Source organism: Acinetobacter sp. NIPH 284, from assembly GCF_000369425.1.
In the GTDB taxonomy this organism is placed as follows: Bacteria; Pseudomonadota; Gammaproteobacteria; order Pseudomonadales; family Moraxellaceae; genus Acinetobacter.
On sequence record NZ_KB850010.1, the window covers coordinates 394,930 to 409,220 of the forward strand.

The 14,291-nt window shown below is 40.1% G+C and carries 18 protein-coding genes; 6 read left to right on the forward strand and 12 right to left on the reverse strand.

What is annotated here, in order from left to right; all coding sequences use genetic code 11:
- Nucleotides 1-6: 6 nt before the first annotated feature.
- A complete protein-coding gene (locus tag F908_RS04995) occupies nt 7-699 on the reverse strand; it encodes an SDR family oxidoreductase (protein WP_026315751.1) in 693 nt (230 codons plus the stop codon).
- Between the two features lie 10 nt (nt 700-709).
- On the reverse strand, nt 710-1,306 hold the full coding sequence (locus F908_RS05000) for a glutathione S-transferase family protein (protein WP_005158378.1): 597 nt from the start codon (nt 1,304-1,306) through the stop codon (nt 710-712).
- Between the two features lie 76 nt (nt 1,307-1,382).
- Between F908_RS05000 and F908_RS05005 the strand changes: the two genes are divergently transcribed.
- Nucleotides 1,383-1,931 (forward strand): TetR/AcrR family transcriptional regulator, encoded by a 549-nt coding sequence (locus F908_RS05005; protein WP_005158381.1) that lies wholly within the window; start codon nt 1,383-1,385, stop codon nt 1,929-1,931.
- Nucleotides 1,932-2,093: 162 nt separating this feature from the next.
- Here the strand turns inward: F908_RS05005 and acpP (F908_RS05010) are convergent, their stop codons facing one another.
- The 6 genes from acpP (F908_RS05010) to F908_RS05035 all read right to left on the reverse strand — a co-directional run bounded on the left by acpP (F908_RS05010) (nt 2,094) and on the right by F908_RS05035 (nt 5,580).
- On the reverse strand, nt 2,094-2,336 hold the full coding sequence (gene acpP, locus F908_RS05010) for an acyl carrier protein (RefSeq protein ID WP_005158385.1): 243 nt from the start codon (nt 2,334-2,336) through the stop codon (nt 2,094-2,096).
- A 185-nt stretch (nt 2,337-2,521) separates the two neighbouring features.
- Entirely contained in the window at nt 2,522-2,758 is a 237-nt protein-coding gene (gene acpP / locus F908_RS05015) for an acyl carrier protein (RefSeq protein ID WP_005158388.1), read from the reverse strand.
- A gap of 86 nt (nt 2,759-2,844) precedes the next feature.
- A complete protein-coding gene (gene fabG / locus F908_RS05020; RefSeq protein ID WP_005158393.1) occupies nt 2,845-3,579 on the reverse strand; it encodes a 3-oxoacyl-ACP reductase FabG in 735 nt (244 codons plus the stop codon).
- Entirely contained in the window at nt 3,576-4,562 is a 987-nt protein-coding gene (fabD, locus tag F908_RS05025; RefSeq protein ID WP_005158395.1) for an ACP S-malonyltransferase, read from the reverse strand. Before fabD ends, fabG begins: the two co-directional genes overlap by 4 nt.
- Before the next feature lie 197 nt (nt 4,563-4,759).
- Entirely contained in the window at nt 4,760-4,945 is a 186-nt protein-coding gene (gene rpmF / locus F908_RS05030) for a 50S ribosomal protein L32 (RefSeq protein WP_004638135.1), read from the reverse strand.
- A gap of 74 nt (nt 4,946-5,019) precedes the next feature.
- Complete coding sequence (locus tag F908_RS05035; RefSeq protein WP_005158415.1) at nt 5,020-5,580, reverse strand: YceD family protein; 561 nt, start codon at nt 5,578-5,580, stop codon at nt 5,020-5,022.
- A gap of 95 nt (nt 5,581-5,675) precedes the next feature.
- Here F908_RS05035 and F908_RS05040 point away from each other — a divergent pair, with 95 nt between their 5' ends.
- Nucleotides 5,676-6,338: an elongation factor P hydroxylase gene (locus F908_RS05040; RefSeq protein ID WP_005158418.1), complete on the forward strand. Its 663-nt coding sequence runs from the start codon at nt 5,676-5,678 to the stop codon at nt 6,336-6,338.
- 91 nt (nt 6,339-6,429) lie between these two features.
- Nucleotides 6,430-7,047 carry an L-threonylcarbamoyladenylate synthase gene (locus F908_RS05045; protein WP_005158425.1) on the forward strand — a complete coding sequence of 206 codons (618 nt, stop codon included), beginning with the start codon at nt 6,430-6,432 and terminating at the stop codon, nt 7,045-7,047.
- 14 nt (nt 7,048-7,061) lie between these two features.
- On the opposite strand, the gene F908_RS05050 is transcribed toward F908_RS05045, so the two are convergent.
- Nucleotides 7,062-7,778 carry a GNAT family N-acetyltransferase gene (locus tag F908_RS05050; RefSeq protein ID WP_005158428.1) on the reverse strand — a complete coding sequence of 239 codons (717 nt, stop codon included), beginning with the start codon at nt 7,776-7,778 and terminating at the stop codon, nt 7,062-7,064.
- A 245-nt stretch (nt 7,779-8,023) separates the two neighbouring features.
- Here F908_RS05050 and F908_RS05055 point away from each other — a divergent pair, with 245 nt between their 5' ends.
- Genes F908_RS05055 through rluB form a run of 3 tightly spaced genes read left to right on the forward strand, consistent with a single transcriptional unit; the run spans nt 8,024 to nt 10,390 of the window.
- Entirely contained in the window at nt 8,024-8,818 is a 795-nt protein-coding gene (locus tag F908_RS05055; RefSeq protein ID WP_005158433.1) for a segregation and condensation protein A, read from the forward strand.
- Nucleotides 8,815-9,414, forward strand: a complete 600-nt coding sequence (gene scpB, locus F908_RS05060; protein WP_004663573.1) for an SMC-Scp complex subunit ScpB — start codon at nt 8,815-8,817, stop codon at nt 9,412-9,414. The genes F908_RS05055 and scpB overlap by 4 nt, the downstream gene beginning before the upstream one ends.
- A 40-nt stretch (nt 9,415-9,454) precedes the next feature.
- The gene (rluB, locus tag F908_RS05065) at nt 9,455-10,390 is read left to right on the forward strand and encodes a 23S rRNA pseudouridine(2605) synthase RluB (protein WP_005158435.1); all 936 of its coding nucleotides are present in this window, start codon (nt 9,455-9,457) and stop codon (nt 10,388-10,390) included.
- Between the two features lie 56 nt (nt 10,391-10,446).
- On the opposite strand, the gene F908_RS05070 is transcribed toward rluB, so the two are convergent.
- From F908_RS05070 to F908_RS05080, 3 genes are read right to left on the reverse strand one after another with little or no spacing between them, the layout of a single operon-like run.
- Nucleotides 10,447-12,180, reverse strand: coding sequence for an ABC transporter ATP-binding protein (locus tag F908_RS05070; RefSeq protein WP_005158437.1), 1,734 nt, complete (start codon nt 12,178-12,180; stop codon nt 10,447-10,449).
- A 12-nt stretch (nt 12,181-12,192) separates the two neighbouring features.
- On the reverse strand, nt 12,193-13,335 hold the full coding sequence (locus F908_RS05075; protein WP_005158438.1) for an ABC transporter permease: 1,143 nt from the start codon (nt 13,333-13,335) through the stop codon (nt 12,193-12,195).
- A gap of 10 nt (nt 13,336-13,345) precedes the next feature.
- Nucleotides 13,346-14,284, reverse strand: a complete 939-nt coding sequence (locus tag F908_RS05080) for an ABC transporter permease (protein ID WP_005158439.1) — start codon at nt 14,282-14,284, stop codon at nt 13,346-13,348.
- Between the last annotated feature and the right edge of the window lie 7 nt (nt 14,285-14,291).

A 14,291-nucleotide genomic window follows, 5' to 3' on the forward strand; every position in this document is an offset into this window, starting at 1 on the left:
GCTACACTAACGATAGTTCACACCATTATTCAAATCAAAAACTTCACCACTTAAACAAGTGGGGGCAGCATCTGCTAACCAAAATGCCATATCTGCAATTTCTTGTGCTTGGCAAAATTGCTGATTCAAAGTGGCTTCTTTTAAACGTTTCTGTCTCTCAATCGGAATCTTTTGCATCATCTGAGTTTCAACAGGACCAGGTGCGATGCTAAAGGTTTGAATATGATACTGGGCATGACTTCGAGCTAAACTACGCATCCCATTTATCAACCCTGCTTTTGAAATTCCATACCAAATATCAGGATGCCCAATTTGCCCTGCAATTGATGCAATACTAATGATTCGCCCAGATTGCTGTGTTTTAAACACATTCTCAGCCACATCTATACTCAATTGCATGGTATGAATCAAATTCACATTCATAATGTTATACAATTCATCCCACGTATATGAACTTGCTGTAAGTGTATTCATATAACCTGCATTATTAATCAGAATATCAAATCGTCCGATCTGCTCCATAACACTTTTAAGTTGCTTATATTGCAACATATCCGCTTGCCAATGATGTAAATGAGCATGGGTATATTGTGGTACATGGCGAGAAATATTATGCACCTCATAATGCTGATCTAAGAATTTCTGGGCAATTGCTTGCCCAATCCCTTGACTTGCTCCAGTGATAACCATTTTTTTCATCATCAACTTATTATTCCTCTAATTCAATAAAATGCGGTAATTGTTGGAAACGTGCTAGCCAAGCTTGGACATCTGGATATGGGTCTAATTCAATGTTTCCTTGATGCGCTAAAGCGATGTAGGGATAACAGGCAATGTCTGCAATCGTAGCTGATTCACCAACCAACCAATGTCTTGTTTTTAAATGTTGATTCACCACTGCTAATGATGCATGTGACATCACAGTGGCATGCTCGATATCAATGTTCGGTTTCTTGATCAAATAAAATGCCCGAGCTGCCGATAAACTAGAAGCAATTCTTTGATTGGCAAAAAACAGCCACTCTAAAATACGTGTCATTGTGATTGTTTCTTGTGGAAACCAAAGCTGATGAGCATCATATGTTTTGGCTAGATAGCATAAAATTGCCTGTGAATCATGGATATATCTCCCCTGATCCTCTAAAACAGGAATCTGCCCTAAAGGATTGAGCTTTAGAAACTCTGCCGTTTTTTGTTCTTGATGAAGTAAATTTACGGAGATTTGTTCATAGTCCAAATTCAAAAATGAAAGTAATAATCTGATTTTGTAACAATTTCCTGAGATTACAGTATTATAAAGTTTCATTGTCATCTTCTTTTGTGGTTATAGTTTCACTGTACCGAACGATCGGTACAAAAACAAGTAATCTGAGTAATTTTTTATGGATAAACCAACATTGATTCGATCTTTGTTAAGTATTTTTAGAGAATATGGCTATGAAGGTGCATCTTTATCTAAAATCTCAGAACGTACAGGTTTAGGTAAAGCCAGTTTGTACCATCATTTTCCAAATGGAAAACAACAAATGGCACAAGAAGTTTTGAGCTATTTAGAACAATGGCGCGAAGACAATATTTTTATTCATCTACAAAGCAGTACCCTACCCATTGAACGTTTAGAAGCTTTAACAAATTCATTGAAGCAGGTGTATGAAAATGGTCATGTGGCATGTATTTTGGCAGTTTTGACCTTGAGTGAAGCTCACCAAATCTTCTTACCTCAAATCCAACCTGTCTTTTTAAGATTGATTGAAAACATTGCACTCGTTTTACAAGATGCAGGAATGACAGAGGATCAAGCTTTAGAACGGGCACAAGATACCGTGATACGCATTCAAGGGGCTTTAATCTTATCTAGAGCATTACAAAGCCCAACACCTTTTTTACAATTGATGGATAAACTACCTAAACAATTATTAAGTAATATTTGAATTCTATAAAAAAGGCGCATAGTGCGCCTTCTTGCTTGACTTGACGCAATTATCATCTTAAATACGTCTTGTAAATCTATGTATATTTTTAAGTTAATTCTTCATAGAGAACCACAAAAACGACTCCATGCTGCTTTCGATCAGCTCAAAGCATTATGCAATTTACGCATCTTCTCCCACAATATTCGCCATATAATCAATTGCAGATCGAACTGTGATAATTTTCTCTGCCTCTTCATATGGAATTTGAATACCAAATTCTCCTTCCAAAGCCATAATAAGCTCAACTACAGCTAATGAGTCAGCGCCTAAATCATCTGTAAAAGATGCATTAGGCAAAACCGTGTCTTCATCTACACGAAGTTGCTCAATAATGATCTCTTTAACACGTTTTGCTATATTCATAAAATTCCCTTTTGTTGTTATGGTTCCATAAATTATTTTAAATAGCATAAATTTTATACGCCTAAATAAACTCTTTTCATATTCAGAGTTTACTTTTTCTTGTAAAAATATGTATAAATCCTCTCAAGCGAAAGTTGAGCATATAAAAAAGCCACCTTGCGGTGGCTTTTGGTCATACAAAATGATTAGCCAAGTTTTTTACTTACATAATCAATTGCAGATTGAACAGTCGTGATTTCATTTGAATCTTCATCAGGGATGGTGATATCAAAATCATTTTCAAAAGACATAACTAATTCAACTAGATCTAAAGAGTCAGCACCCAAATCATCCATGAAAGATGCTTCGTTTTTAATCTCTTCAGCACGAATACCTAATTGTTCAGCTACTGCATGTTTGATACGTTGTTCGATATCGCTCACAGGAATTCTCCTCATTGCTTGTGGCGTTTTAATTTGCCACTAGTTTAATTGAATATAAAATTTTTTAAAAGTTTATACATCGCCACTTAGGCCATGTATAAACCACCATTTACGTGTAAAACTGTACCAGTAATGTAACTAGCCTTATCGCCAGCAAGGAAACTCACTGCATTCGCAATATCTTGAGGTTCACCTAGACGATTTAAAGCTACTTGATCACTCATTTTTTTACGAACATCTTCGCTTAACTGATCAGTCATTTCAGTGGCAATGAAACCAGGTGCAACACTGTTCACTGTAATCTGACGACTACCCATCTCTTTGGCTAAGCTACGACCGAATGCTTCAATCCCTGCTTTTGCTGCCGAGTAGTTGGCTTGTCCAGGGTTAGCAAAATGTGCAACCACTGAACTAATATTAATAATGCGACCAAAACGTGCTTTCGTCATACCTTTAAGCACACGCTTAGACAAGCGATAAACAGCTTTCAGGTGAATATTGAGAATGTCATCCCAATCATCTTCAGACATACGAAGTAGCAAATTATCTTTGGTAATGCCTGCATTGTTGACCAATACCAACACTGAACCATATTTTTGTTCAATGTCTGAAACCAGTGCATCAATCGCTGTGCCATCACGAACATCGAGTACAGCACCTGCTCCATGTTCAGCAAAACTTTCTGTGAGTTTTTGCGCGCCTGATTCAGAAGTCGCGGTACCAACTACAAAAAAACCGTCTTGAATGAGTTGCTGTGCAATTGCTGCGCCAATACCTCGGCTTGCTCCTGTCACTAACGCAACTTTTCGTTGTTGTGTCATGCAATTTTTCCTTCTGCCACTAACACTGCGTTTAGGGCATCTTCCATACGTGCTTTGCTATCAATCGCAAATGCTTTTTCTATGTTCGGTAATCGCTTGGCAAGATTGCTGAGTACTGTACCTGGTCCACATTCAACCACGTACTGGATACCTTGATCTTGTAGATACTGCATGGTACGTGTCCATTGAACTGACTGGTATAACTGAGCCGTTAATGCCTGACGTAACTGAGCAACATCTGTCGCAATTTCCGCGTTGACATTTTGTATTACAGGAAGGCGTGGTAGCTCAATGGCAGTTTGTTCCAAAGCTTCAGCAAACTTTTCTGCGGCTGGTTTCATTAAAGTACAATGTGACGGTACAGAAACAGGCAATGCAATCGCTTTACCTGATTGTTCTTTGGCTTCAGCCATGACTTGCTGAACTAGAGCAGCACTGCCCGCAATAACAACCTGACCCTGTGCATTGTAATTTGCAGCGTCAACTGAACCTTGACCCGTAGCAGATGCATTCTTACAAAGCTCAATGACTTTCTCATCTGCCAAGCCAAGAATTGCAGCCATTGCACCTTCACCTTGAGGAACAGCGCTCTGCATCAATTTTCCACGTACATGTACCAATTTAACCGCATCGGCTAAAGTCATTGCTTCTGCTGCAACAAGCGCGCTGTATTCTCCTAAAGAGTGCCCAGCCAAGTATTTGGGAGCAATACCACCGAGTTCTAACCAAACACGCCATAATGCAATGCTCGCAGTCAGTAATACAGGTTGCGTATTCTCAGTTTGATCTAAACCTTCACCACTTTGGGCAATATGCCAAAGATCGAAGCCAAACGCTGAAGATGCTTCTGCAAATGTATCTTGAACGACACTAAACTGCTCTGCAAGTTCAGCCAACATGCCTACTTTTTGTGAACCCTGACCAGGAAAAACAAATACTGTTTTTGTTGCTTGAGCAGCCTGCTCAAGTCGTTTAGTCGACATATAAAAATCCTTAAAATGGTCTATCGCCAATTTCATCAACACCCATGATTTTACATGAGAATGACAACAGACTCTTTTCCGATGCGGCAATTTACCATTTATTAATTCGTTTTTTAATTGCGAAAAACAACAAAAAAGGGAGCTTTCGCTCCCATTTTTTCTATACTTTAAGCTAACGCTTAATGCATATAACTCAATTATTCAGCATCAGCTGCTTTAGCGAATAATTGACGACCACGGTAAATACCATCTTTAGTCACGTGGTGACGACGATGAGTTTCACCCGTAGTTTGGTCTACAGATAATGCATTCTCGGTTAAAGCGTCATGTGAACGGCGCATGTCACGGCGAGAGCGACTTTTACGGTTTTGCTGAACGGCCATGATGGCTCCTTACAAAGATCGAAAAAATGGATCAGAACAAATTCAGTTGTCTTAACTCAACATTATAACACAAATTATGAGTTAAGTTTACCCTTCAAACTTGCCAAAACATCAAACGGATTATCCCGTTTCTCTTCGACAACGTCCTGAATGGTAGGTTGGTGCTTATGCTCACAAGCATCATGCTTAGGAGATAAAGGCATCAACAATAACAGTTCATCTTCTAGTAATGCGAGTAAATCAACTAATGCAGGTGCATCAAAATCACCTTTCTTCGAAGATTCACTTTCACCTAAAACGATGAAATCAGCATCCTCATCCAATCGCTCTATCAGTGACTCATCATCAATTAAAGCTAAATGAAAGTCTGAAACCAATTCAATTTCAACAGGTCCCAAACAACGTTGGCACACCATTGGAACTTTTGCTTCAGTATGTCCATCTAACCATACAATACGATGATAGATATCCATTGATAGCTTACAGTCTATGTTGATCAATTGATCATCAATTGAACCAACAGCTTCTCGAGCAATACGAGCAAAGCGAGACAATGGCAGTGTTCCTGACCATGTAAAGCCCTGTTCAGCCCATTTAAATGGCTCGATTTGGCTTGGAAAAGTATTTGCTGACATAATTAAGGCGGCAATTCTACAAATTCATCGGTACTCTGTCAAAGATTAAGATACAATTTTGCACTTCTTTAGACAGAACTCGTGGTAACACAGCAATGCATCTGTTGCAGCCGCAACTTGAAGTAACAACTTCATCACTTGTTAGCCCCCATTCAATCACTGCTCCTATGTTAACACCAGATCAAGTGCAACGCTCATCTTGGAAAACGTTAACAACAGAACCAGAACAGGTTGATTGGCTTATTTTACACTTTAATCACTGGTTTTCCCACCATAATGTCATGCTTGTTAAAGGTGATTTTGAACCAGAATATTTCCCAGCGATAAATCAACAGCCTGCAAAAATCCAATTTGCACATGGTTTCTTTAACAGTGCCTTGCATGAAATTAGTCATTGGAGTATTTCAGGTGAAAAACGTCGCCTTTTACCTGATTTAGGTTATTGGTATGCACCCGATGGTCGTACTGCAGAACAGCAAGCTTTATTTGAACAAGTTGAAATTAAGCCTCAAGCCATTGAATGGTTATTTGCAACAGCCTTTGGTCGAAAGTTTCGTGTCTCTTTAGATAACCTAACCGGTGATAGCGGCAATGGGACACAATTTAAAGATAATGTTTTTGCTCAAGTACAACGTTATTTTTCAGGTGAAGCCACTTTGCCACGAGATGCTGCACTTTTTATTCACTATATCTGTGTTTGTACCCGTAATGAATTACCATTACAACTAAATGAATTTAAACGTGAATTACTTGATTGAATGACAAAATTAACACATCTAGGACTTGCATCTTTACTAGAACAAGTTTCATACTTAATTCAGCCATAAAGATCAGGGAGTTACAATAATAATGTTACATTTACATATTCATCCTGAAAATCCACAGGCTCGCTTAATCACTCAGGCGGTTGAACGTATTCGTGCGGGTGATGTGGTGGTTTATCCAACTGATGCAGCCTATGCGATTGGTTGTCAGATTGGGAATAAAAGTGCGATGGAGCGAATAGCTCAGATTCGTGGCTTAGGTCCTAAACATCAATATGCAATTATGTGTTGTGATTTATCTGATATTGCAACTTATGCAAAAGTCGATAATGCGATGTACAGACTGTTAAAAGCCAATACCCCTGCTATTACCACATTTATTTTACCTGCTACCAGTGAAGTGCCAAAACGCTTAATGCACCCAAAGAAAAAAACAATTGGTCTGCGTATTCCAAGTAATCCTGTTGCACAAGCTTTATTACAAGAACTTGGCGAACCGTTACTCACCAGTACATTGATCTTGCCTGATCAAAAAGATCCGCTTGATGATCCTTATGATATTGAAAATCAGCTCGGTAAACGCATTGATGTGTTTATTGACAGCGGCTTCGGTACCTTGTCCACCACCAGTATCGTGGATTTATCTGGAGAAAATCCTGTGATTATCCGTTGTGGCGTTGGCGATGTCAGTGCTTTTGAATAAGCACTGATCCTTATTCAATCAAAAAAATCAGACAACTTCTGTTTCTGAATACCCTGCCAATCAAAATTGTCTGGATTTAACCATTGCTGATAAGCATTTTTTAATTCCGACCACTCATCATCAACAATCGAAAACCATGCAGTATTTCGATTTCGTCCTTTTATGATCCGATCTTGGCGAAACACGCCTTCATACTGAAAACCGAAGCGTAAAGCGGCAGCTTTAGACGGCGCATTACAATCATCACATTTCCATTCAATACGTCTAAAACCATGTGCAAAACATTGTTCTAGGAGTAAGAAAATTGTTTCAGTTGACGCCTTTGATTTTTTCATTTTATGTGAAAAATAAACATTACCAATCTCAATCACGCCATGCCCAAGCCTCGGATTTAACAATGCAACCCAACCTTGTATCTCTTCAGCAACTTGAATTAGAAAATGAGTGGAATCTTTAAAGCCGAATAAGTTGTCTAATGAATCTTTTAAACTATGTTGGCTCTGTGGAGCTGAATAAGGCAGATAAGTCCAGCATTGTTCATCGGGTTCTGTGGATACCGCTTCCCATAACTGCCCTGCCGCCTGATCTGTTATGCCATCAGCTACATCAACCAACTGAACGTATTGTCCAAATATATTTCCCTGCACGGGTGAAGCTGTCACATTTTCTTCAAGCGAAAAACCTATCGTTTGTCCGAACTGATTCTGTTGTGTTTTTAAATAATTTTTCATGGTGACTTATAGTTTAGAAATGCGATGTTGAATGATCGATTTAAGCATAAGATTTTTATATCATCCATATTCGCTTGTATAAGTATAGAAAATACCCTGAGAACTTTAAGGTTTTTGTAAGTGAGTAATTTATTAAATGAAGGATTTCGATTAGAATAGGCTTGCTTGTAGCATGTGTCACTTTCTTGAACACAAAAAAATCATCCTTTCATGCTTTTGAAAATTCGCGTGGCTTATAAACGGTAATGAATCAAATTCTTCCTTCGACCTTGGAATTAATTCCTTCCATTCGTGTGCTTGACGAGTGGCAAGAAGTCATACCTGAAGATTTGTATATTCCACCTGCGGCATTTGAAATTTTACTGGAGCAGTTTGAAGGGCCATTAGACTTTCTGATTTATTTGATTCAGAAAAATGGCTTTGATCTTTTACAGTTAGATATTTCACCAATTGCAACCCAGTATTTATCCTATATGGATAGTATGAAGTCTTTGAATATCGAATTAACTGCTGATTATATGGTGATGGCAGCATTACTCGCTGATTTGAAATCACGATTATTGCTTCCAAAACCAACTCTAGTTGATCAATTTGAAAAAGATCCTAAACAAGAATTGATTGATCGTTTAGAAACATACCTCCGTATTAAGCAAGCAACTGAAAGATTGGGGCAAATGCCAATCTTTGAAAGAGATACTTTTAGTGCCAATGTAAGTCTTGGACATATTGCTCCAATTTATGAAGGTTATGATGTCGATGCCTTACGTGACGCACTATTTTGTGTGTTTAATCGTCCAGAACCGATCACACATATTGTTGCGCAGGAACCAGTGCTGCTCGAAGAACGTATAGCATTTATTGAAGGTCAACTTGCATCAGGTCAAGCATTAAGTTTTATGGAATTATTAAATCCTATGCAAGGTCGTATGGGCATGGTGGTGACTTTTATGGCAGTGCTTGAACTTACGCGCCAGCAAAAAATTCAAATCATCCATACAGGTATTGAAGCTCCTTTAACAGTTCAAGGCATTGCAGCATGAGTTTAGATCCATTTGACACCAATGAAGGAATGTCACTTGAAGATATTCATCACGATGTCTTATTACAGATTGAAGCAATTTTGTTCGCTAGTGACTCACCAGTTTCACTTGCTCGACTAAAAGAAGCATTTCAAAACCAATATAATAAACAACAATTACGTCATTTTTTACAGCAACTTGCGATGTTGCAACATGGCCGTTCAATTGAGTTAATTGAGACGGCTCAAGGGTTCCGCTTTCAGGTGCGAGCAAAGTATCGCAATATTATTGCGCAGGTTTGGCCTGAACGCCCGACCAAGTTGTCACCCTCGTTGCTCGAAACAGTCGCCGTGATTGCGTACCATCAGCCTGTTACACGTGCTGATATTGAACAGATTCGTGGTGTATCGAATAATAGTCAGATCTTGAGAAACTTATTTGACTGGAACTGGATCAAAGAATCTGGTTTTAGAGATTTACCTGGAAGACCTGCGTTGTTAGTCACAACGCCCCAATTTTTAAATGCATTTGGTTTAGCTTCGCTAGGTCAATTGCCTCCCCTGCAGAACGCCAAGGAAGCATTCATGACACTCGATGCACATGCACCGAAGTCTTGAGAGGTGAACTGTTGATCATTATGTCTAAGGTTGTGCTGTCATGAGTGAAAAATTACAAAAGGTTTTAGCGAGAGTCGGGTTAGGCTCACGTCGCTATATGGAGGAAGTCATTGCTGCTGGTCGCGTCAGTATCAATGGAAAAATTGCTCAAGTGGGTGAACGTATTGAACCTACAGATGAACTCCGTATCGATGGTCGTAAAGTTCAGTTTCAGGTTGAAGATGAAATTCGCCGCCGTGTTCTCATTTATTATAAACCAGAGGGTGAAATTTGCTCACGCAATGATCCTGAGAAACGTCCAACTGTATTTGATCATTTGCCACAAATCGCCAATGATCGCTGGGTAATGGTAGGGCGTCTGGATATTAACAGTACTGGTTTATTGTTATTCACGAATGATGGTGAACTTGCGAATCGTTTGATGCACCCTTCAAATGAAGTTGAGCGTGAATATGCGGTACGTGTGATGGGTGAAGTCACGCCACAAATTCGCAATAACATGCTGAAAGGTGTTGAGCTTGAAGATGGTCCAGCCAAATTCGAATCATTCTCTGAAATTGGCGGTGAAGGTATCAACCGTTGGTATCAAGTTGTGGTGAAAGAAGGCCGTAATCGCGAAGTACGTCGTATCTTTGAATCACAAAACTTAAAAGTAAGTCGCTTGTTACGTACTCGTTATGGCACTGTCATTTTGCCACGTGAATTACGTACAGGTCGTTGGATGGAACTGGATAAGACTGACATTGACAACCTGGCAAAATCAGTTGAATTAAAACCACGTCAAGGTACTGGCTTGTTTGGTATGGCAAAACGTCGTACTGAAAAAATGGCAGAAAAACCATTGGCTGCACGTCGTGGTGGTTATTTACGTCAACAGCGCCGTGATGATGAGCAACAAGAGCAGCGTTCAGGCAATGGCAATAATAACAATGGCCGCAAAACCATTGGTTTTAACAAAGGCTTTAAGAAGTTTTAATCCCTTGCCTTGAAATAAAAAAATGCTCTGATTAGAGCATTTTTTATGCTTGAATTTTAATGATGATGGTTTACACCCTGCGGAATGGCATTCAGCAGTTTCTTGGTATATTCATGTTGTGGATGTAAATACAACTCATCCGAATTGGCAATTTCAACCAACTCACCATGATTCATCACCATTACTTGGTCTGAAATATATTTCACTACAGATAAATCATGCGAAATAAAAATATAACTCAAACCAAACTCATCCTGTAAATCCTGAAGCAAGTTTAATACCTGAGCCTGGACTGAAACATCTAAGGCAGAAACGGATTCATCACAGATCAAAATCTCAGGTTTTAAAGTTAAGCAACGTGCAATCGCAATCCGTTGACGCTGTCCTCCCGAAAACTCATGTGGATAACGATCATATGCTTCAACAGGTAGGCTAACACGCTCCAAAAGCTCTAATGCAATTTTTTTACGCTCTTGATCATTTTGACCAATGCCATGAATACGCATCGGTTCAAGTAAAATCTGCCCAATGGTAAAACGAGGATTTAATGATGCGTAAGGGTTTTGGAAAATGATCTGAATTTTACGTTGATAGAGGGCAAATTCCTTCTCTGACATTGCAAGAATATCTTTACCATCTATAAAGGCCTGACCACCAGTTGCTTCATGCAATCGCATAAGTAACAAACCAATTGTCGTTTTCCCAGATCCAGACTCACCCACCAAACCCAATGTTTTGCCCTTAGCCAGTTTAAAGGAAACACCTTTCACCGCCTGAAACTCATCACGTCCCCATAAACCTTTACGACTATAAAACGATTTTTTCAGGTCTTTGACCTCTAAAATAATTTGTTCTTCGCCTGTAAGTCCTCGCGAACGCTGTTTCAGATTCAATTCGGACAAATTGGTTGCTTCGACCAGTTGTCCATTTTCGTCCTGTTTCATAAAATCGCTGGTGACGGGTAAACGGTATGGTCGGGTTGAAAGTTGAGGTCTACAGTGCAATAAGGCACGGGTATACACATCTTTCGGCTGTTCCAGTACTTGTTCAACGGTGCCACATTCGCGGATTTCACCATGACGCATGACGATCACTTCATCAGCAATTTCACCAACCAGTGCTAAATCATGGGTGATGAATAGCATCGACATTTGATGGCGTTGTCTCAAAGATTCCAATAGATCAATGATTTGCTTTTGAATAGTGACATCTAAAGCCGTGGTTGGTTCATCCGCAATCAATAATTTTGGTTCACAGGCGATTGCCATCGCAATCATAACCCGTTGCTGCTGACCGCCAGAAAGCTGACTTGGATACGCATCTATTTTTGTTTCAGGTGCAGGTATACCGACTTCTCGAAGTAACTCAAGCAGTCGTACTCTGGCCTGCTTGCGTCCCATGCCTAAATGAATGCATAGCACTTCGGCAATCTGGTCACCGACTGTAAATACAGGGTTCAATGAAGACATCGGCTCTTGGAAAATCATGGCAATTTCCTTACCACAGATTTTCCGAATCTCTTTTGCAGATAAATTCAGTAAATCCTTACCCTCAAAAGTAATACGACTTTGCGCTGCAATTTGACTTTGTCCTTTCGGTAATAGACCCATCACCGCTAGGGAAGTAACCGATTTACCACTGCCCGACTCACCGACCAAAGCCACGGTTTTATTTTTAGGAATTGAAAATGAAATTCCTTTAACCGTTTCGATCCATTGTTTATTTTCACCTTTAAAGCTGACCCGAAGATCGTCTACGTGTAATAGCGGTGTTTCATTTTGAGGTTGCATATTTTTTCTCCGCTATTTCAACTTAGGATCTAAAGCATCACGCAATGCATCGGTAAACATGGAGAATGCGGTGACCAGAATAGCCATTGCAATCGATGCCGCTGCCAATTGCCACCATTTACCCAAGATCAATTCACTTTGTGCTTCATTGAGCATACTGCCCCATGACACCACCCCCACAGGGACGCCAAAACCAAGGAAGCTCAGAATCACTTCAGATTTAATGAATGACACCACCAGAATCGAAATTTGAACCAACGCGATATGACTGACATTCGGGAAAATATGCACAAACATACGGCGTAAATGACTCACTCCAATGGCTTTGGCGGCAAGTACATATTCACGCGATTTGTGCTTCATATATTCAGCACGAACCAAACGAAATACCCCAGTCCAACCCGTTAGACCTAAAATCAAAACAACTGACAAAATTCCTTTTTGTTGGAGTACCGCAGCGATCGCGAGCACTAATAGCAGATAAGGAATCGAAGTGAAAATGTTATAGAACCAGTTCAGTGCATCATCAATCCAACCGCCAAAATAACCTGCAATCGCGCCAAGAAAAGTACCAATCACCACCGCCAATAAAGCAGATAACAAACCGACCAGAATTGAGGTTTCAGCACCTTTAATAGTTTTGAGCAGCACATCTTGCCCCCACTTATCTGCCCCAAAAGGCAACGTGGTTTTTAACTCTTGTTTTTGATCAAGTAGACGCCCACCAAGCTGTTGATCAATTTGCAGCATATCCTCTGCTAAAGGATCAACCACACCATAATTATCAATGACTGAGCTACCTTGTTGTTCAGCCTGAATTTCGGCATTGAGCTGTTGAATCACATCTTTCAATGGATCAACTGGATTTTCAGGTAATGCCTCTATCTTCTGGCTACTGTCTTTCATTTGATCTGAGTCAGTATCCGCCCCTAAAAATGTCGGTGGCGCATAGCTGACGGCGACTTCTTTATTCCAATTGGAAGCAATCACGCCTGTCATTGATAACGCGAGCAAGATGAAATAAAACAGCACCACCAAGAAAGAAACCACGGCGATTCGATCTGATTTTAATCGATTCAATGCCAACTGCCAGAGCCCTGTTGAAGCCGATGATTCATTTGAGGAAGATTTGCCTTTAAAAATTGTACTTAGCATCATCGTTGCCCTACTTCAACTGTACACGAGGATCGAGGAGCTTATAAATCAGATCGGCGATCAAGTTAAAAATCATAGTCACAACAGCGATATATACGGTAATCGCTTTAATTACAGGGAAATCACTACGCTCAACCGCAATAATAATTTCACGCCCGATGCCCGGAATACCAAAGAATCGCTCAATCAGGAAAGCACCAATCAGTAAGGCAGGCAGACTAGCCATCACTTCAGTGACAATTGGAATCGATGCATTACGCAAAACATGCACACTCAGTACCCGAGACTCCCCCACACCTTTGGCACGCGCAGTCCGCACATAATCTTGGTTAATTTCATCTAGGACGAAGCTTCGATATAAACGTAGTGTTGGGGCAATGCTCACCACCAACATAATCAGGATGGGTAATAAGGAATAATAAAATAGATTTTCGCTAAAGCTGTCACTCCAGCCCTGCACAGGAAACCAGCCCAGCTGATAAGCCAACACATACTGGAAAATGATGATATAGACCAGAATACTGATCGACATGCCAATAGTACACAGCATCATCACCATACGATCTGTCAGTGATCCACGAACTGAAGCAACCGCTAAAGCAAGGATAATTGAAATCACGGTTTGTAAAATCGTCAGTGGAATCAATAAAGTCAGTGAAGGCCCTAAACGGGTCAGGATAATCTGTGATACAGGCTCTCCCGTACTCCAACTCGCACCATAATCGAAAGTCAGAATCTGTTTAATAAAAATCCACAGCTGCACATAATAGGGCTGATCAACGCCCAATTGTTTACGGATGTTTTCGATTTGCTCTGGGCTAGACATTTTCCCTGCCAAAATATATGCAGGATCTCCCCCCACCCAGTTAAACAAGAAGAAAATCAGCAGAATGACGCCCAACATGGTCGGGATCATTTGCCATAGTCTACGCACGAGATAAGCAAGCATAATGGCA